Consider the following 17,918-nt stretch of genomic DNA (forward strand, 5'->3'; position numbering starts at 1 on the left):
GCCTGCGATCTTTTGATCTTGATCTTTCGCTCTCGATTCAATGGGCTGTGGAAAGATCGCAGCCTCGCTTCGCTCGGCAGCTCCTACGGGGGGTTTTCAATCGTTGGGCTTTTGCGCATCCAGTTGCTCCCACATCCTGGCGGTAATCCGCTGGCGGTGGTTGTAGCCCTCCCAAGGATCGGCGTCCAAGCTTCTGGCCCGTTCCAGCGCGGTATACATGTCCCATTGCTGGGCGTTGCGCAGGGTCGACAGCTCGGCCCGGGCAATCGGCACCGAGACCGGCAGGCCTGGCCTGGCACGTACCGAATAGGCGGCTACGGTGCTGGCTCCACGGGCGTTGCGCAGGTAATCGACGAATATTTTCCCGACGCGGTTCTTCGGTCCCATGGTGGCGGTGATGCGCTCGGGCATTTGCCGGGTCAGGAACTGAGAGATGGCTTTGGCGAACGCCTTGGTGGTGTCCCAGCCTTCGTTTCTCGCCAATGGCACGATCACATGCATGCCTTTGCCACCGCTGGTCTTGAGGAAGGCCTGCAAGCCCAGCTCGTCGAGCACCGCCAAGGTCATGCGGGTCGCCTCGATCATGGCGCTCCAGGGCAGTGACGGGTCCGGGTCCAAGTCCAGGACAAACAGGTCAGGCGTCTCGATCCGGTCGTGGGTCGCGGCCCACGTGTGCAGTTCCACCGTGCCCATCTGCGCCGCGCCGACCAGCGCGTGGATATCATCGATCTCCATCAGGGCTGCATGGCCCGGGTCCAGTTGCGGATCCAGCTGCCTGATGTGGGGAATCTCCAGGCGATCGGCGTGTTTTTGAAAGAACAGTTCTTCGCCGATACCGTCCGGTGCCCGCAGCAGCGCGACCGGGCGCAACTTGAGGTGCGGCAGGATCCAAGGGGCGATATCCAGGTAATACTGCGCCAGCTCGGCCTTTTGCACGCCGCTGACACTGTCGATGACCCGCTCGGGGTGGGTGATCGTCACCCCGTCGACTTTGGCGGTGCTGGCTTTTTTACGACGCTGAGGGGGTGGCGTGGAGGGTTTTATCGGCAGCGGCTGCTCCCGAACCACTTTGTTGGCGGGCGTATGGAGCGGCAAACCGAGGAAAATGGCTTGCCGCACCTGGTTATCGCGGGTCCACTCGGTGAATTCGACTTCACAAGTCAGGGTCGGCTCGACCCATTGCACGCCGCGTCCCTGCGTACCGTTGAGCGGCTCAGCCAGTGGCGAGGTCTCGCGCTGCTGGGTACACAATTGCTCATGCAATTGCTTGATTTGTACCTGGCTGAACCCTGTGCCGACCCGGCCGGCATACACCAGCCCCGTTGCTCCGTTGACGGCCAGCAGCAGCGCGCCGAAACCGCTGCGCTTGCCTTGGGGGCGGGTGAATCCGACGATGACGAAGGCTTGGCGCAATCGGCACTTGAGCTTTACCCAATCGGCGCTTCGGCGGGACATATAAGGGCTGCCCAGGCGCTTGCCGACCACGCTGTCCAGTGAGAGCGCGATGGCGCTTTCGAACATGTCGTGCTGGCTGGCGGAAAACCACTCGGAAAAGCGCAGGCGCTTGCTGGCGTTGTTGCCGAGGGCTTTTTTCAGTGCGGCACGGCGTTCTTCCACTGGGGCCTGGCGCAGGTCGACACCATTGAGAAAGGGCGCGTCGAACAGGAAATACACCATGTCAACGGTGCGGCTGATTTCGAAGGCCTCGCGCAGGGCGGCGAAATCGCTATGGCCGGTTTCATCGAGCAGGACCAGTTCGCCATCCAGCCAACTGTCCCCCAGGTCCAACCCGGCCAGGGCGTCGGCATGCAGTTTTAGCCGATCGGTCCAGTCTTGGTGATTGCGGTTGTACAGCCGCACTTCACCTTGTTCGATGCGGGTCAGCAGGCGATAACCGTGGAACTGGACTTCGTAGCGCCATTCACCGGTGGGTGGCTCCTCCACGGGCGTGGCCAACTGCGGCGACAGGCGCTCGGGCAGGCGGGTGCCCGGAGCTGTCTTGCCCCCTCGGCCAGGGTCGCGGGGCGTCGTTGCGTCCGACTCGGCATTGGACAAACGAGCAGATTCACTCTCGGCGTTGGCCATGACAGATTCCCTTGTATTGCACACGCCAGGGTTTTAGCCCCGGGAGGCCTTGGTGGCTTTTTTGGCAGGAGCGGATTTGCCGGTTTTCGCAGATTTTGCCGGGGGCTTCCCGGCAGATTTGTCGCTGGCCTTGCCCTTGCCGCCCAGGCTGCGCTTGAGCAACTCGGTCAGGTCGATGACATCGGCGGTCTTGCGTTGTTCTTCGCCCGGATCGGTCTCCACGGCTTCGAGGCGGCCTTCGTTGGCCTTTTTCTCCACCAGTTCCATGATCTTGTCTGCAAAACTGTCCCGGTATTCTTGCGGCTCCCAGTCAGCACTCATGTCCTCCACAAGGCGCTTGGCCATTTCCAGCTCGCCCTTGGCCAGGGTCGGGTTCGTGACCTCGTCGCCCAGTTCCAGGACATCCAGCTCGCGCACCTCCGCGGGCCAGCGCAGCATCACCAGCACCAGGGCCGATTCAAGGGGCATGAGGGCGGCCAGGTGCTGGCGGGTATGCAGCACGACGTAGGCCAGGGCCACCTTGTTGGTCTTGACCAGGGTTTCGCGCAACAGGGCGTAGACTTTGCCGCCACGTTTGTCGGGGGCGAGAAAGTAGGGCGTGTCGATGTTTTGCAGGGGGATCGTCTCGCTGCCGACAAAAGAAAAGATATCGATGGTCTGGGTGGACTTGGGGTGAGCGGAGCGGATTTCCTCTTCGCTGAGCAGCACGTACTGGCCTTTCTGGTACTGCACGCCCTTGACAATGTTTTCCTTGGTCACTTCCTTGCCCGTCGCCTTGTTGACCCGCTTGTAGCCCACCGGGTCCATGCTGCGTTTGTCCAGCCAGTCAAAATCCACACCCTGTGAAGAGGTGGCCGACACCAGCGCGACGGGGATGTGGACCAGCCCGAAACTGATTGCGCCTTTCCAGATTGCCCGAGCCATGGTGGTGTTTTCCTTGCCGGTGGATGTCTCTCTGGTGACCTTCGCGCCTCGGGAAAAGTTTCCACTGTGGTGGGGGCGAGCCTGCTCCCACCTGCGTTTTGAGACGCTTCGTTACATCTTCACCGGGATATTTCGCTTAACAAGGGCGAACCTGCGGCGTAGCGTGCTTTCGATATGCCTGAACCCAAGAGGTGCCCCAATGAACAGGCCGATGCTCGTCATCATGACGCTATTACTGACTGCCGCTGCCCAGGCCGCCACGCCCAGCGCAGGCCCAACGGTCCTGGCCCAGAACCTGCCGGGCAACAACAATCCCTATAACAGCCCGACACGCCGGGTCAATCCCAACAGCATGCAGGGCACCCGGCCCAACGTGCCGACGATTCATAACAACCCGACAGTGCCGGTGCCACGGCCACCGACCCTGGAAAATGGCGGCATCGGCAATGGCTACCCCCGTTCCGGCCAGCCGTCGGGTTCGCCGCGACCCACCATCGAGTCTCCTGCGCCACCGCGCAACAGCCAGAATGGCAATCGCTAGGCGCTGGCGCCCGTTGTTCTCTTTCAACACCGCAGAAGGAAATGTGCATGTTGCGTAAAACACTCCTGGCCGCATTCTGCGCCAGCGCTGTCCTGACCCTCGCCACCCCGGCCAGTGCCGCGCCAACCCAGTCATTCAAGAGCGAGGAGGGCACGCTGGAAGTGACCACCGTGGTCAAGGGACTGGAGCACCCTTGGTCCGTTGCGTTCCTGCCGGGCCAACAGGGCATGCTGGTGACGGAGCGAGGGGGCAACCTGCGCGTGGTCAGCTCCGACGGCCAATTGTCCGCCCCCTTGAGCGGCGTGCCCGAAGTGTGGGCCAAGGGCCAGGGCGGCCTGCTGGACGTGGTGCTGTCGCCGGACTTCAAGCAGGATCGCACCGTCTACCTGTCCTATGCCGAGGTGGGTGCAGACGGCAAGGCCGGCACCGCCGTGGGGCGCGGGCAACTGGCTGAAGACCTCAAGAGCCTGAAGAACTTCGACGTGGTCTTCCGCCAGCAACCCAAACTGTCCACGGGCAACCACTTCGGCTCGCGACTGGTCTTCGACCGCGACGGCTATCTGTTCATTACCCTGGGGGAAAACAACGACCGGCCCACCGCCCAGGACCTGGACAAACTGCAAGGCAAGGTCGTGCGCATCTACCCCGACGGCAAGGTGCCTGACGATAACCCTTTCGTCGGCCAGAACGGCGTGCGTCCCGAGATCTGGTCCTACGGCATGCGTAACCCCCAGGGCGCTGCGCTCAATCCTTGGAGTGGCACCCTCTGGGAGAACGAACACGGGCCCCGGGGCGGCGATGAATTGAACATCATCGAGCGCGGCAAGAACTACGGCTGGCCACTGGCGACCCACGGCATCAACTACTCCGGCGCCCCGATTCCCGAGGCCCAGGGCAAGACCGTCGAAGGCGCCCTTGACCCTCACCACGTCTGGCAGGTCTCACCGGGACTCAGCGGCATGGCGTTCTACGACCAGGGGCGCTTCAAGGCCTGGCAACATAATGTGTTCATCGGCGCCTTGGTGCCGGGGGAACTGATCCGCCTGCAATTGCAAGGCGACAAGGTCGTCCATGAAGAGCGCCTGTTGGGCGAGCTCAAGGCGCGAATCCGTGATGTTCGCCAGGGGCCGGATGGGTATCTCTATGTGTTGACGGATGAGGACGACGGAGCGTTGTACAAAGTCGGCCTCAAATAACTGAAGAAAACTGTGGGAGCGAGCTTGCTCGCGATTGCTATGGATCAGTTGACATTGATGCTGACTGATACTCCGCTATCGCGAGCAAGCTCGCTCCCACAGGTGATGCTGTTCACTTGAGGTCATTGCGGCGAATGTCGGCGGGCACTTGATATTGCCCATTGACTTGCCGCCAACGCACCGCTAATTTCCAGGCATGAACTCAACCGTATTGCGCAGCCAGCCAAGCATTATTACCGCCATTCCTTATTTGGCGGGCTAGCTGACGGCTGCACCGAACCCGCCCTCGAGGCGGGTTTTTTCTTTCTGTCTCCTGGGCTCCGAGCGAACCAGGAGATCGTCATGACCATGACCGCTGCCCACACCGAGCAAACCCTGCTTGAGCACTATGTAAAGAAAATCCTCGCCGCGCCGGTCTACGAACTGGCCGTGCGCACGCCACTGCAAGCGGCGCCCGCACTGTCCGAGGCCCTGGGCAACCGGATCCTGCTCAAGCGCGAAGACCTGCAACCGACTTTTTCCTTCAAGATCCGCGGTGCCTACAACAAGCTCGTACACCTGACCCCGGAGCAGAGGGCCCGGGGCGTCATCACCGCGTCAGCCGGCAATCACGCCCAGGGCGTCGCGCTGGCGGCACGGGAGCTGGGTATTTCGGCCCGCATCGTCATGCCCGTGACCACCCCGCAACTGAAAGTGCTGGGCGTGCGCAACCGCGGTGCCGAGGCGCTGCTGCACGGCGACAGCTTTCCGTTTGCCCTGGCCCATGCGCTGGAGTTGGCCGAGCAGACCGGGCGGGAATTCGTCTCGCCTTTCGACGACCCGGACGTGATTGCCGGGCAAGGCACTGTCGCCATGGAAATCCTGCGCCAGCATCCTGGCCGGCTGGACGCGATTTTCGTTCCGGTCGGAGGCGGGGGGCTGATCGCCGGAATCGCGGCCTACGTCAAATACCTGCGCCCGGAAGTTCGCATCATTGGCGTCGAGTCGCAGCATTCTGCCTGTCTCCAGGCTGCGCTGGCCGCCGGGGAACGGGTGACCTTGCCCGAGGTGGGAACCTTCGCCGACGGCGTGGCCGTGGCGCAGATCGGCGCCCATGGCTTGGATATCTGCCGTTTCTGTGTCGATGAGGTGATGACCGTGAGCAACGACCAACTGTGCGCCGCGATCAAGGACATCTATGACGACACCCGATCAATTACAGAACCGTCAGGGGCCTTGGCGGTGGCGGGCATCAAGCAATACGTGGCGCGCACGGGCGCGCGAGGCGAGACCTTGGTAGCGATCGATTCGGGTGCCAACATCAATTTCGACAGTTTGCGTCACGTGGCGGAGCGGGCGGCGGTGGGAGCTCTTTGAGTTTTTTACGCTACGTCACACTTTTTTCATACCAGGCGACGGATGCCCACTTTCTCCTTCGAAATAGGGGCTAATCTAGGTTGCGAACAGGATAAAAGTGATTGCAGTTTGCATGGAAAAAACAACCTTTCCTTGCACTTTGCACGAGCCCTCTGGCGCGGGACGAAGCTAAACGCTTGATTCATATCAATCTGGAAGGTCGTCAATACAGGCATATTTTTTGCGGGATGGTTCAGGAGTTCGCTTGACGAACTTGTTAACTGAAAATGCCAAGAAAGAGAACGGCACGGTATTCATAGTCCCAGTCCGCAGGGAAGAAAACGGACGAAGGTACCGCCGTCGTGAACATAAATTGGCCGCCTCAACAGGAGAGAGTCGCCATGTTTTTATCTGCCCTCGAAATGCGAAACATCATTGAAAGCAGCTTGCTGCCCAAGCGCTCGCAATGCACGTTGTCACCTGAGCTGACGATGACGATCAAGATCTTCGATGACCACAGGACCGACCATGTGGCCTTGCTCAAAACGAATATCGATGCCAGGAAACTCACCGGGTGCCGAGCCATCAACGACCTGATTGCCGAGTTGCGTACGGAGCTTGACCACAACCCTGCCGCAGGCAATCACTTTCATCAGCAACACCATCGAATGACCGGGCGCTGATTACGGCCTTGTCATTTTCCCTCTGACGCTCGGGTCCGGTGATGTCCGAACCCGGCGTCCAGCTTTTCAGTTGTAACGCGCAAGTCAGGCCAGTTGCTGCCGATAGGGCAGGTCCGGCCCGGTTTTGCCGCACGTCAGTGCTGCGGCGCGAATGGCGAACTCAAGCATGGCGCTGACCTGCTCGCGGGTCAGTGTCTGCAGGCCCTCGATCGAATCCAATTGTTGTTCAGTCAGCCAGGCAATCAGGGCGGCCTGGAAGGTGTCGCCTGCACCCACGGTGTCGGCGATCTTCACCGGGCATGCTGGCAGCGACCATGTGCCGTGCTGGCGACTGAAGACGGTCGCCCCCTGGCCGCCACGGGTCAGGAAGACCACTTGGCAACGGTGCTTCAGCCAGCCTTCGATGACCGCCTGGGGCTCGATCCCTGGGTAGAGCAGGCCCAGATCCTCGTCACTGACCTTGATCAGGTCGGCATATTGCACCAGTGTCGCAATCCGCGAACGCCACAGTTCGATGTCCGGCTGCGGGTTGAGCCGCACGTTCGGGTCGAGACTGATCAGGCGCCTGCCGCTTTCCCGTTGCACCAGGGCCAGGAGCGTGTCGGCAACGGGCTGGACCACCAGCGAGAACGAGCCGACATGCAAGCCACGCACTTCAGGGCCCAGCTCCGGTAGATGGTCCAGGCTCAGTTGCCGGTCGGCACACCCTTCGCCGCGAAAGCTGTAGTGGGGCGAACCATTGGCGCCTACGGCAACCATCGCCAGGGTGGTCGGCGCGTCGAAGTCCAGCAGGTATCGGGTGCTGACACCTTCGTTGAGCAGCACCTGCTGCAAGCGACGGCCCAGGTAGTCGGTGGACAATCCGCTAAACAGCGCCGATTCAATACCCAGGCGGCGCAACCCCACCGCCACGTTGAATGGCGAGCCACCGGCAATCGCCTTGTAGTTCACCTGCGAGGCCGGGCCATCCGCCTCGGCTTCACTGAAAAAATCAAACAGCGCTTCACCACACACCAGATACATAGTTGCCCGCTCTCAAAGGGTTGCGACGTGTTGTCGATAACGTTCATAGGCCTGCTGGGACGCCGTGACATGGGCGGCGACTGGCCGGGTTTCGCTGGCCGGGTCGAGCTTGACGCAGCGCTCGCACAGTTCGGCGAGGCTGTCTTGCGCGCCTGAATGGCACCACGCCGCCTGGATCGCCGCACCCAACGCAGCCGCTTCGCTTTGTTCAGTGCAAATGACCGTGGTGTCCATGATGTCGGCGACGATCTGCCGCCATACCGGGCTCTTCGAGCCGCCACCGATCAGGCGAATGCTCTGGGCCTTGAGCCCGTTGGCCCGCAACAGGTCCAGGCCATAGCGCAAACCGAAGGTCGTGCCTTCGACCACGGCGCGGCACAGGTTGGCCCGGGTCAGGTTGGTGGTGGTCAGGCCCAGCAGGCTAGCGGTGGCATGGGGCAGGGCAGGCACCCGCTCGCCGTTGAGGAACGGCAGCATGCAGACCCCCTCGGCGCCAATCGGGGCCTGGACGACCAGGGCGTTGAAGGCGTCGATGTCCAGGTCCAGCAGCTCGCGAATCGCCCCGGTGGCGTTGGTCAGGTTCATGGTGCAAATCAATGGCAGCCAGCCACCGCTGGATGAGCAAAACGTCGCCACTGACGGTTGCGGACTGACCGCAGGTTCGGCGGCATAGGCATAGACCGTGCCGGAGGAACCGAGACTCATGGTGATCACGCCGGGCTGGATGTTGCCGGTGCCGATGGCGCCCATCATGTTGTCGCCGCCACCGCTGGCCACCACCGCGTCGGGGTTGATGCCCAGGTGCGCGGCAATGGCCGGCAGGATGCGTCCGACGGGCTGGTGGGCCTCGATCAGCTCCGGCAGCGCCGCTTGCAAGCGTGCGCTGGGGTCGATGTGTTGCAGCAACTGCACGTCCCATTGGCGGGTGCGCACGTTGAAATAGCCGGTCCCCGAGGCATCGCCATATTCGCTGCAATGGCGGCCGGTGAGCCAGTAGTTGAGGAAGTCGTGGGGCAGCAGGACGCTGGCGATGCGTTCGAATACCTGGGGATGCTGTTCCCGCGTCCAGAGCAGTTTGGAGACCGTGTAGCCCGGCGCGATCACTACGCCGAGGCGTTCGAGGCTGCCGTCTTCTCCGCCCAGGTACGCCAGGAGCCGATCGTTTTCCGGCGTCGTCTCGGTGTCGCACCACAGCTTGGCCGGGCGCAAGACCTGGCCCTGGTCGTCAAGCAGCACCAAGCCGTGTTGCTGGCCGGACACGCCGATACCGAGGATCGCCTGGCCATCGACCCCGGCGGCGGCCAAGGCCTGATGCGTCGCCTGGGTGAATGCATCGAGCCATTGTTGGGTGTCTTGTTCACGACGCCCGTTGGCCCCGCTGATCATGCTGTGGGCAGCCGCGCCCTGGCCGAGTACCTGGCCGCTGATCGTATCCAGGATCAACGCCTTGGTGCCTTGGGTGCCGCAGTCGATGCCCAGGAACAGTTGTTGGTTTGCCATAGAAATCCTTGGTCGTCAGATCAATATCCGCAGGGAATAACCGCTCGGTCAGCAAACACCCGTGGCGAGGGAGCAAGCTCCCTCGCCACAAAAGCAGACCGTTAGTCTGCGTCAGCCAATACCCGCTCAAGTGTTCGTGTTACCCCGTGCTCGCGCAAGCTGTTGCAGCACCATTCGAATGCTGCCACGAACTCCGGCGAGCGGGGGATCGCCGTGCCAAAGATTTCTTCGACTTCCAACATCCGCTGGGTCACCAGCGCATCGTCAGCCACCAATGCCTGGCAGAACGCTGCCCGCGGGTCCGGGATCGAATACGTCACGCCATTCTCGTCCACGCCCTTCAGGTACACGGCCCAGGCGGCCACGACCAGTGCCGCACGGCGGGTTTCGCCGCCGTCGGCAATCAAGCGGTTGATGGTCGGGACGGTGAATTTTGGAAACTTCGACGAGCCGTCCGAACAGACCCGCTCCAACTGGTCGGCAATCGCCTGGTTGGAAAAGCGTTCCACCAGGGTGTTCTTGTAGTCGGTCAGGTCGATGCCTGGTACCGGTGCCAGTTGCGGTGTCACGTCCAGGTCCATGTAGGCGCGTATGTAACGCACGAACAACGGGTCGTTCATGGTTTCGTGGACGAAGCGATAACCCTTGAGAAAGCCCAGGTAGGTCAACGCCAGGTGGCTGCCGTTGAGCAACTTGATTTTCATCTCCTCATAAGGAGAAACGTCATCGGTGAACTGTACGCCGACCTTTTCCCAGGCCGGGCGACCGTTGACGAATTTGTCTTCCAGCACCCATTGCACGAACGGTTCGCAGACCACCGGCCAAGCGTCGTCGATGCCATGTTCGTCATGCAGTTGCAGGCGATGGGTCACGCTGGTCATGGGCGTGATGCGATCGACCATGGCGTTGGGGAAGCTGACGTTGCGGTCGATCCACTGCCCCAGCTCCGCGTCGCGCAATGCGGCGAAGGCCAGCAATGCCTTGCGGGTCACGGCGCCGTTGTGGGGCAGGTTATCGCAAGACATCAACGTGAACGCCGGGATACCAGCGGCGCGACGCTTGGCCAGGGCGGCGCAGAGGAAGCCGAAGACGGTTTTCGGTGCCTCGGGATGGCTCAGGTCGTGCTGGATCTGCGGCAGGTGGGCCATGAATTCGCCATTGCTGTCGTCGATGCAATAGCCACCTTCGGTAATGGTCAGCGAAACGATGCGGATCTGCGGATCGGCCAGCTTGTCGATCAGCGCCTGGGCGCCGTCTTCGGCCAGCAACATGTCATTGATCGCGCCAATCACCCGGACTTCGGTGTCATCGGTGTCGCCCAGTTCGTACAGGGTGAACAGGTAATCCTGGCTGGCCAAGTCATCCCGGGCACGGCGATCCTCGGCCCGCAGGCCCACGCCGCAGATGGCCCAGTCCAGGTCGACACCGGTGTTCATCAGCGCATCGGTGTAGTAGGCCTGGTGAGCCCTATGGAAACCGCCGACGCCGATATGGGCGATGCCCTGGCGGATGTCGCCCAACGGGTAGGCGGGCAGGGCTACGTCAGGGTTGAGGTTGTGCAGGTTTTGTCGGTTGAGTTTCATCGCAAGTCTCGGTAATCAGGCGGCGGCGCGCAGCGCGCGGCTTACCGCTACGCCCTCGGCATCGAATAAGTGGCAGTGTTCGGCGTCCAGGTGCAGGTTCAGTTGCTCGCCGAAACGGCTCGCCAGGTCGCCGCGAACCCGCATGGTCAAAGCTTCACCGGACGTCGTGACGACATGGCAGAAGGTGTCGCTGCCCAGCCGCTCGCTGACGTCGGCGGTGACTTGCAATGTGCAATCGCCCGGTTGCGCCAGGTTCAGGTGTTCCGGACGAATCCCCAGGGTCACCGCGCCGCCGACGCTCAGGTTGGCACCGCTGCGCGGCAGGTTGATGCGCGTGCCGGCGTCCAGCAGCACCTCGCAGCCCTGGCTGTCCAGGGCGGTGACCTTGCCTTTGAGGAAGCCCATTTTCGGTGTACCGAGGAACCCGGCGACAAACAGGTTGGCCGGCTGGTGATACAGCTCCAGCGGCGAGCCGACCTGTTCGATGCGCCCGCCATTGAGCACAACCACCTTGTCGGCCAGGGTCATGGCTTCGACCTGGTCGTGAGTCACGTAGATCATGGTCGCCTGCAGTTCCTTGTGCAGGCGTGCCAGTTCCAGGCGCATCTGCACTCGCAGGGCGGCGTCGAGGTTGGACAGCGGTTCGTCGAACAGGAAGATTTTCGGGTTGCGCACGATGGCCCGACCGATCGCCACGCGCTGGCGCTGGCCGCCGGACAGTTGCTTGGGCTTGCGCTCGAGCATCGGGCCCAGCTCAAGGATGCGCGCCGCTTCGTTGACCTTCTTCTCGACTTCGGCCTTGGGTACACCGGCCAGGTCGAGGGCGAAGGACATGTTCTTGCGTACGCTCATGTGCGGATACAAGGCGTAGGTCTGGAACACCATGGCCAGGTCGCGCTTGGCCGGGCTGACTTCGGTAATGTCCCGGCCATCCAGTTCGATGGTGCCGTCGCTGACCTCTTCCAGACCAGCGATCAGCCGCAACAGTGTGGATTTGCCACAGCCCGACGGGCCGACGAAGACCACGAACTCGCGGTCGTTCACCTCAAGGTCGATGCCCTTGATGATGGAGAAGCCTTCGAAACCCTTTTGCAAATTCTTGATTTTCAGGTTGGCCATGATGATGGGCCTCCACTTCTGATAATGGTGTAGGGCGCGTTACTTCACCGCGCCGAAGGACAAACCGCGCACCAGCTGTTTCTGGCTGATCCAGCCAAAGATCAGGATCGGCGCGCAGGCCAGGGTCGAGACGGCCGACAATTTGGCCCAGAACAAACCTTCCGGGCTGGAGTAGGAAGCGATCAGCGCCGTCAGGGGCGCGGCCTTGGAGGAGGTGAGGTTCAGCGACCAGAACGCCTCGTTCCAGCACAGGATCAGCGACAGCAGCACGGTGGACGCCAGGCCGCCCTTGGCAATCGGCAGCAGCACACGGACCATTTCCTGCCAGAGCGTGGCGCCATCCAGGCGCGCGGCCTCGAGGATGTCGCGAGGAATGTCCTTGAAGTAGGTGTAAATCATCCAGACCACGATGGGCAGGTTGATCAGCGTGTAGATGATGATCAGCGCGATACGCGTGTCCAGCAGGCCAAATTGCTTGGCCAGCAGGTAGATCGGCATCAGCACGCCCACCGGTGGCAGCATTTTGGTGGAGAGCATCCACAACAACGTGCCTTTGGTGCGCTGGGTTTCATAGAACGCCATGGAATAGGCTGCCGGTACCGCGATCAGCAGGCAAAGGGCGGTGGCGCTGAAGGAAATCACCACGGAGTTCCAGGCGAAGCTGAAGTAATTGCTGCGCTCGTTGATGTGCAGGTAGTTTTCCAGGGTCGGCGTGAAGATGAACTGCGGCGGCGTGGCGAACGCATCGATTTCGGTCTTGAAGCTGGTCAGCACCATCCAGAAGATCGGAAAGAAGATCAGGATCGCGATGGCCCAGGCCAGCGTGCCCAGCAGCAGGCTTTGCAGGCGACGGGATTGTTGAAGAGTCATGGCGACGGCCTCAATGCTTGTCGGTGAGGTTTTTACCGATCATCCGGACGAGGATGATGGCGGCGATGTTGGCAATGACTACGGCAATCAAGCCACCGGCCGAAGCCATGCCGACGTCGAACTGCACCAGCGCCTGGTTGTAGATCAGGTAGGCAAGGTTGGTGGAGGCATAGCCGGGGCCACCGTTGGTGGTGGTGAAGATCTCGGCGAACACCGACAGCAGGAAGATGGTTTCGATCATCAGCACCACGGCAATCGGGCGGGCCAGGTGCGGCAGGGTCAGGTGCCAGAAGATCGCGATCGGGCCGGCACCGTCCAGGCGGGCGGCTTCTTTCTGTTCCTGGTCCAGTGACTGCATGGCGGTCATCAGGATCAGAATCGCAAAGGGCAGCCATTGCCAGCTCACGATGATGATGATCGACAGCAACGGGTAATGGGCCAGCCAGTCCACCGGCTGGGCGCCGAACAGTTTCCACACCGAGGCGAGGATGCCCGAGACCGGGTGGAAGATCAGGTTCTTCCAGATCAGCGCACCGACGGTGGGCATGATGAAGAACGGCGAGATCAGCAGCACGCGGACGATGCCGCGACCGAAAAACTCACTGGCCTCCAGCAGCGCGCTGATCAATACCCCGAGGACGATACTGATCAACAGCACGCTGCCCACCAGCAACAAAGTATTGGTGGCGCCGGGCATGAAACCCGAGTCGGTCAGGAAATAGGTGAAGTTCTCCAGCCCGACGAATTCGTTTTCGCCGGGGTAGAGCAGGTTGTAGCGGATCATCGAGAAGTAGACGGTCATGCCCAGCGGCACGATCATCCACAGCAGCAACAAGGCCACCGAAGGGCTGACCAGGAACCAGCCGGGGTTGGCCAGGCGGATCTTGCGCGCCGGCGGCGGGGCAATCTCGATGGGGGCTTTGGCGGTTGTAGTTGAGCTATTCATGGCATTGAACCGATTTTTGCGGGCCTATGAAGATCCACTGTGGGAGCGAGCTTGCTCGCGATGGCGTCGTGTCAGTCACTCGTGATATTGGCCGGGGAGCCCTCATCGCGAGCAAGCTCGCTCCCACAGGTATCGGGAGCGGGCCTCAATGAGCTGACTACTTGGGATACCCAGCGCGTTTCATCTCGCGTTCGGTGGTGGACTGCGCGGCGGTCAACGCCTGGTCCACGGTCTGCTGGCCGGTCAGCGCCCCCGAAAAGAACTTGCCCACCTGGGTGCCGATGGCCTGGAATTCGGGAATGGTCACCAACTGGATGCCGATGTAGGGCACAGGCTTGAGGGTTGGCGCTTTCGGATCGGCGACTTTCAACGATTCCAGGGTCACCTTGGCAAACGGCGCGGCCTTCATGTACTCGTCGCTGTAGGTCGAGGTGCGGGTGCCTGGCGGTACGTTGGCAATGCCGTCGGTCTTGGCGACCAATTGGCTGTACTCCTTGGACGTCGCCCAAGTGGTAAAGACCGTGGCGGCTTCCTTGGCTTTGGAACTGGTCGGGATGGCCAGTGACCAGGAGTACATCCACGAGGTGCCTTTGTCGGTTTTTTCGTGGGGGGCGAAGGTGAATCCAACGTGATCGGACACCTTGCTCTGGGTCTTGTCGGTGACGAACGAGCCGGCGACGCTGGCATCCACCCAGATTGCGCATTTGCCGCTGTTGAACAGCGCCAGGTTTTCGTTGAAACCGTTGCTGGAGGCGCCCGGCGGGCCGGATTTCTTCATGTTGTCGACATAGAAGTTGAGTGCGTCTTTCCACTCGGGGCCATTGAATTGCGGCTGCCACTTCTCATCGAACCAGCGCGCGCCATAACCGTTGGCCAGGGTGGTGATGAGCGCCATGTTCTCGCCCCAACCGGCCTTGCCCCGCAGGCACAGGCCATATTGCTCCTTGGATTTGTCGGTGAGTTTTTCCGCGAACTCACCGATCTGGGTCCAGGTCGGGTGTTCGGGCATGGTCAGTCCGGCGTTCTTGAACAGGTCCGTGCGGTAATAGGTGATCGAGCTTTCGGCGTAGAACGGCAGGGCGTACAGCGAGCCTTTGACCGACAAACCATCGCGCACGGAAGGGAAGACGTCGTCCAGGTCGTAGGAGGCCGGCAAATCCTTCATCGGCTCCAGCCAGCCCTTGGCGCCCCAGAGTGCTGCTTCGTACATGCCAATGGTCAGCACGTCGAACTGCCCGCCTTGGGTGGCGATGTCGGTGGTCAGGCGCTGGCGCAGGACGTTTTCTTCGAGCACCACCCAGTTGAGCTTGATGTCCGGGTGCTCGGCCTCGAAGGTTTTCGAGAGCTTTTGCATGCGGATCATGTCGCTGTTGTTGACGGTGGCAATGGTCAGGGTCTGTGCGCCGAAGCTGACGCTACTGAGGGTCATGCAGGTGGAGACAAGCAGAGCTTTTACCGAAGGTTTCATCGCGCACTCCTTTTCCGCGCCCGAAAGCTGCGGAAGGACAGTTATTGTTTTTGTGTCTTCCGGATGAAGGGAAGAATGTGCGCTGATTACAGCCTTCAATGGACGGTGTGACAAATCATCCGTCGCACTTGTACTGATACTTTTTTGCACTGGAGGGATTAATGCCTGCCACTTCAGGTCGAACAAAGGACCCGTGGCGAGGGAGCTCGCTCCCGCTGGGGCGCGCAGCGGCCCTCAACAATTCCCCTGACAACTCGGTGCGAAAGGCTGATCCAGGGGGGCTGCTTCGCAGCCCAGCGGGAGCAAGCTCCCTCGCCACAGGGGATCTCTGTCAGGGCGAAAAGTCTCAGCCCTGGTTCTGCTCGGTCAACCGCTGCACCGCCAGCCGCCGGTAGTGGGAAGGCGTCATGCCCTTGAGCTGCTGGAAACGCCGGTTGAAATTGGAGATGTTGTTGAAGCCGGATTCAAAACACACGTCCGTTACCGGTTTGTCGCCGTCGGCCAGCAATTCGCAGGATTTGCTGATGCGCAGGCGATTGACGAATTCGATGAAGCAGCGGCCAGTGGCCTGTTTGAACACCCGGCTGAAGTAGGTGGGTTTCATGCCCAGGTGTTCGGCGACTTCTTCCAGGGGCAGCTCCCGGGCGTAATGGGCAAAGATGTAGTCCACCGCGCGGTTGGTGCGGTCGATGCTGTGTTCGTCCGCCGTTTGCGGGGCGGTCGCGCCGGACAGCAGTTGGTAGTCATCCGTGGCGGCCAGCAGCTCCATCAGGATGAAAAAGTGCCCCAGGCGGCTCATGCCCTGGGAATCGGCGATGCGCTGCATCAGGCTCATGGCCTGGCGGATGGTGCGCTTGCAACGGAACTCGATGCCGTATTGGGCGCGTTCGAGCAGCGGTGCGACCGTCTTGAGTTCGGCGAATACCTGGTGGCCGCTTTCGAACAACTCGTCGGTGAAGTTCACCAACATGTCGCGCTTGGGCACCACTTCGTCCTCGGCCACCTGGCTGATCCAGTTGTGGGGCAGGTTGGGCCCGGTGAGAAACAGCGACTGGGGGTAGAAGTTGCCAATGTAGTCGCCAATGAACACCTTGCCGGAACTGGCAACGATCAAGTGCAGCTCGTATTCCTTGTGGAAATGCCAGCGCACCAGCGGGCAGGGAAAACCGTGCTGGCGGTAGATGATGGACAGCCCGTTATGGTCGTCCATCAGCTCATAGGAGGGGTCGGTGACTCTGGCTGTTCGGGTCATGGGCCTGGCACTTTTATTGTTATCGCCACTGGATAATGCCCCCTTCGCCAGGCAGGTGCCACCTTGGCGTCTAACCGTTGCGGTTTTTTTCTTCGATCCACTGGGACATGTATTGGGTGCTTTTGTGCTGGTGGTGACGCAGCATACTGCCGGTGAAATTGTCCCGGCGTCGTTGTGCCAGGTCTGCCCGGCAAGCGTTGATGCTGTCGATCAGCGCCGGTCCATGCACCTGTTGCCGGTAGCGGCTCGCCAGCAGCGCCAGGCCGGCGTGCTGGGCCTGGGTCCAGCGCGCCTGGTCGCTATACAACTGCACCGCCGCGCTGGCGATGCCTTCGGCACTCCAGGCAATCGACCCGGGCCAGGGCATGTCGCCGTGCATGGCTTCGGCTCCCACGGGCGTGGTGACGTTGGGGGTACCGCAGAGCATGGCGTCGATCAGCTTGCCCTTGATCCCGGCGCCGAAACGCAACGGCGCCAGGCAGATGCGTGCCGCCGACATGACCTGCAAGGCGTCCTCGGCCCAGTTCATGATGTGAAAACCCTGGGCCGGATTGTGCAATGCAGCGGCCTTGGGTGGGGTATAGGCGCCGTACAGGTGCAGTTGTGCGCCAGGCAATTGCTGGCGGATCAGCGGCCAGATGGCGTTTTTCATCCAGAGCACGGCGTCCCAGTTCGGCGCGTGGCGAAAGTTGCCGATGCTCAGGAAATGCGCCCGGTCCTCGAACGGTACCGACGGTTCACTGGGCAGGTCCAGCATCAACGGGCACCAGTGCAGCAGGTTGCGGGGCAGCTTGAAGTGCTCCACCAGCAGTTCGATTTCAACCTCGGACACCATCAGGTTGAGGTCGCAGCGGTACAGGGCGGCGATTTCCCGCTTGGCCAGGTCGGTGTCGGCCATCCGTTGGAACTCCTCGCCCAGGGCCGGGGCGAAGAGGTCGCTGAAGTCCTCGCTCGCCTCATCGCGCTTCAGGCGCTCTTTCAGGCGTTGATGCCGGGCGTGACGCAGGCTTTGCAGATCGGAGGTCTCCAGCACCCGCAGGGCGCCGGGGCAGTGCTTTTCGACGCGCCAGCCGAACTGTTCTTCCATCATGAACTGGTCGAACAGCACGATGTCCGGCGCAAGTGTCTGGATGAACGCGTCGAAGCTGCTGCTATTGAGTTCGATGGGCACTTCGCGGATACCCAGCGCGGCCAGGTCGGCGCGCTGCTCGCCCGGGCCGGCCGGGCTGCTGAAGGTGATGTCCCAGCCTTGGCCGAGGAAGGTGTCGAGGATCTGCATGACGTGCCCACTGGCCGCCGATGAGCGCGGTTCGGGCCAGACATAGCCGATAACCAGGACTTTGGTGGCAGTGGGGTGATGCATGAGCAGGGGGTTCCTCGGAGCGAATCAGGC

General features: G+C 61.6%; 14 protein-coding genes and 1 pseudogene. 4 read left to right on the forward strand and 11 right to left on the reverse strand.

All coding sequences use genetic code 11. The features are described from left to right. Positions 1-96: 96 nt before the first annotated feature. Positions 97-2,085, reverse strand: coding sequence for a DNA ligase D (gene ligD, locus ACZ5M5_RS14310; protein ID WP_464739267.1), 1,989 nt, complete (start codon positions 2,083-2,085; stop codon positions 97-99). A gap of 33 nt (positions 2,086-2,118) precedes the next feature. Beyond that, positions 2,119-3,009 carry a non-homologous end joining protein Ku gene (ku, locus tag ACZ5M5_RS14315; protein ID WP_464739268.1) on the reverse strand — a complete coding sequence of 297 codons (891 nt, stop codon included), beginning with the start codon at positions 3,007-3,009 and terminating at the stop codon, positions 2,119-2,121. Positions 3,010-3,208: 199 nt separating this feature from the next. Between ku and ACZ5M5_RS14320 the strand changes: the two genes are divergently transcribed. The 4 genes and pseudogenes from ACZ5M5_RS14320 to ACZ5M5_RS14335 all read left to right on the forward strand — a co-directional run bounded on the left by ACZ5M5_RS14320 (position 3,209) and on the right by ACZ5M5_RS14335 (position 6,764). Beyond that, the gene (locus tag ACZ5M5_RS14320) at positions 3,209-3,550 is read left to right on the forward strand and encodes a hypothetical protein (protein WP_464739269.1); all 342 of its coding nucleotides are present in this window, start codon (positions 3,209-3,211) and stop codon (positions 3,548-3,550) included. 47 nt (positions 3,551-3,597) lie between these two features. Then, positions 3,598-4,746 (forward strand): PQQ-dependent sugar dehydrogenase, encoded by a 1,149-nt coding sequence (locus ACZ5M5_RS14325; RefSeq protein ID WP_464739270.1) that lies wholly within the window; start codon positions 3,598-3,600, stop codon positions 4,744-4,746. 342 nt (positions 4,747-5,088) lie between these two features. After that, positions 5,089-6,093 (forward strand): annotated as a pseudogene (gene ilvA / locus ACZ5M5_RS14330) (threonine ammonia-lyase, biosynthetic); the annotation flags it as partial. A 389-nt stretch (positions 6,094-6,482) separates the two neighbouring features. After that, complete coding sequence (locus ACZ5M5_RS14335; RefSeq protein ID WP_060742536.1) at positions 6,483-6,764, forward strand: DUF1652 domain-containing protein; 282 nt, start codon at positions 6,483-6,485, stop codon at positions 6,762-6,764. A gap of 84 nt (positions 6,765-6,848) precedes the next feature. On the opposite strand, the gene ACZ5M5_RS14340 is transcribed toward ACZ5M5_RS14335, so the two are convergent. The 9 genes from ACZ5M5_RS14340 to ACZ5M5_RS14380 form a co-directional block, all read right to left on the reverse strand. After that, positions 6,849-7,787 carry a carbohydrate kinase family protein gene (locus ACZ5M5_RS14340; RefSeq protein ID WP_060742535.1) on the reverse strand — a complete coding sequence of 313 codons (939 nt, stop codon included), beginning with the start codon at positions 7,785-7,787 and terminating at the stop codon, positions 6,849-6,851. Positions 7,788-7,799: 12 nt separating this feature from the next. After that, positions 7,800-9,287 carry a xylulokinase gene (gene xylB, locus ACZ5M5_RS14345; protein WP_464739271.1) on the reverse strand — a complete coding sequence of 496 codons (1,488 nt, stop codon included), beginning with the start codon at positions 9,285-9,287 and terminating at the stop codon, positions 7,800-7,802. A gap of 101 nt (positions 9,288-9,388) precedes the next feature. Next, positions 9,389-10,870: a mannitol dehydrogenase family protein gene (locus ACZ5M5_RS14350; RefSeq protein ID WP_464739272.1), complete on the reverse strand. Its 1,482-nt coding sequence runs from the start codon at positions 10,868-10,870 to the stop codon at positions 9,389-9,391. 15 nt (positions 10,871-10,885) lie between these two features. Next, complete coding sequence (locus tag ACZ5M5_RS14355; protein WP_060742532.1) at positions 10,886-11,989, reverse strand: ABC transporter ATP-binding protein; 1,104 nt, start codon at positions 11,987-11,989, stop codon at positions 10,886-10,888. Positions 11,990-12,028: 39 nt separating this feature from the next. Continuing rightward, positions 12,029-12,859 carry a carbohydrate ABC transporter permease gene (locus tag ACZ5M5_RS14360; protein WP_060742531.1) on the reverse strand — a complete coding sequence of 277 codons (831 nt, stop codon included), beginning with the start codon at positions 12,857-12,859 and terminating at the stop codon, positions 12,029-12,031. A gap of 10 nt (positions 12,860-12,869) precedes the next feature. Then, positions 12,870-13,805: a carbohydrate ABC transporter permease gene (locus ACZ5M5_RS14365; protein ID WP_053184628.1), complete on the reverse strand. Its 936-nt coding sequence runs from the start codon at positions 13,803-13,805 to the stop codon at positions 12,870-12,872. Positions 13,806-13,962: 157 nt separating this feature from the next. Next, positions 13,963-15,273 carry an ABC transporter substrate-binding protein gene (locus tag ACZ5M5_RS14370; protein WP_060742530.1) on the reverse strand — a complete coding sequence of 437 codons (1,311 nt, stop codon included), beginning with the start codon at positions 15,271-15,273 and terminating at the stop codon, positions 13,963-13,965. Between the two features lie 346 nt (positions 15,274-15,619). Further along, positions 15,620-16,525 carry an AraC family transcriptional regulator gene (locus tag ACZ5M5_RS14375; RefSeq protein ID WP_060742529.1) on the reverse strand — a complete coding sequence of 302 codons (906 nt, stop codon included), beginning with the start codon at positions 16,523-16,525 and terminating at the stop codon, positions 15,620-15,622. Positions 16,526-16,595: 70 nt separating this feature from the next. Next, positions 16,596-17,888: a glycosyltransferase gene (locus tag ACZ5M5_RS14380; protein ID WP_464739273.1), complete on the reverse strand. Its 1,293-nt coding sequence runs from the start codon at positions 17,886-17,888 to the stop codon at positions 16,596-16,598. Positions 17,889-17,918 lie beyond the last annotated feature (30 nt).

This window comes from Pseudomonas sp. Van50 (assembly GCF_055390755.1).

What these genes read in the sequence shown, in the direction of transcription:
- ligD (WP_464739267.1), bottom strand. Translation starts at nt 2,085, where the DNA reads ATGGCCAACGCCGAGAGTGAATCTGCTCGTTTGTCCAATGCCGAGTCG.
- ku (WP_464739268.1), bottom strand. Translation starts at nt 3,009, where the DNA reads ATGGCTCGGGCAATCTGGAAAGGCGCAATCAGTTTCGGGCTGGTCCAC.
- ACZ5M5_RS14380 (WP_464739273.1), bottom strand. Translation starts at nt 17,888, where the DNA reads ATGCATCACCCCACTGCCACCAAAGTCCTGGTTATCGGCTATGTCTGG.
- ACZ5M5_RS14355 (WP_060742532.1), bottom strand. Translation starts at nt 11,989, where the DNA reads ATGGCCAACCTGAAAATCAAGAATTTGCAAAAGGGTTTCGAAGGCTTC.
- ACZ5M5_RS14350 (WP_464739272.1), bottom strand. Translation starts at nt 10,870, where the DNA reads ATGAAACTCAACCGACAAAACCTGCACAACCTCAACCCTGACGTAGCC.
- ACZ5M5_RS14370 (WP_060742530.1), bottom strand. Translation starts at nt 15,273, where the DNA reads ATGAAACCTTCGGTAAAAGCTCTGCTTGTCTCCACCTGCATGACCCTC.
- ACZ5M5_RS14375 (WP_060742529.1), bottom strand. Translation starts at nt 16,525, where the DNA reads ATGACCCGAACAGCCAGAGTCACCGACCCCTCCTATGAGCTGATGGAC.
- ACZ5M5_RS14325 (WP_464739270.1), top strand. Translation starts at nt 3,598, where the DNA reads ATGTTGCGTAAAACACTCCTGGCCGCATTCTGCGCCAGCGCTGTCCTG.
- ACZ5M5_RS14360 (WP_060742531.1), bottom strand. Translation starts at nt 12,859, where the DNA reads ATGACTCTTCAACAATCCCGTCGCCTGCAAAGCCTGCTGCTGGGCACG.
- ACZ5M5_RS14335 (WP_060742536.1), top strand. Translation starts at nt 6,483, where the DNA reads ATGTTTTTATCTGCCCTCGAAATGCGAAACATCATTGAAAGCAGCTTG.
- ACZ5M5_RS14340 (WP_060742535.1), bottom strand. Translation starts at nt 7,787, where the DNA reads ATGTATCTGGTGTGTGGTGAAGCGCTGTTTGATTTTTTCAGTGAAGCC.
- ACZ5M5_RS14365 (WP_053184628.1), bottom strand. Translation starts at nt 13,805, where the DNA reads ATGAATAGCTCAACTACAACCGCCAAAGCCCCCATCGAGATTGCCCCG.
- xylB (WP_464739271.1), bottom strand. Translation starts at nt 9,287, where the DNA reads ATGGCAAACCAACAACTGTTCCTGGGCATCGACTGCGGCACCCAAGGC.
- ACZ5M5_RS14320 (WP_464739269.1), top strand. Translation starts at nt 3,209, where the DNA reads ATGAACAGGCCGATGCTCGTCATCATGACGCTATTACTGACTGCCGCT.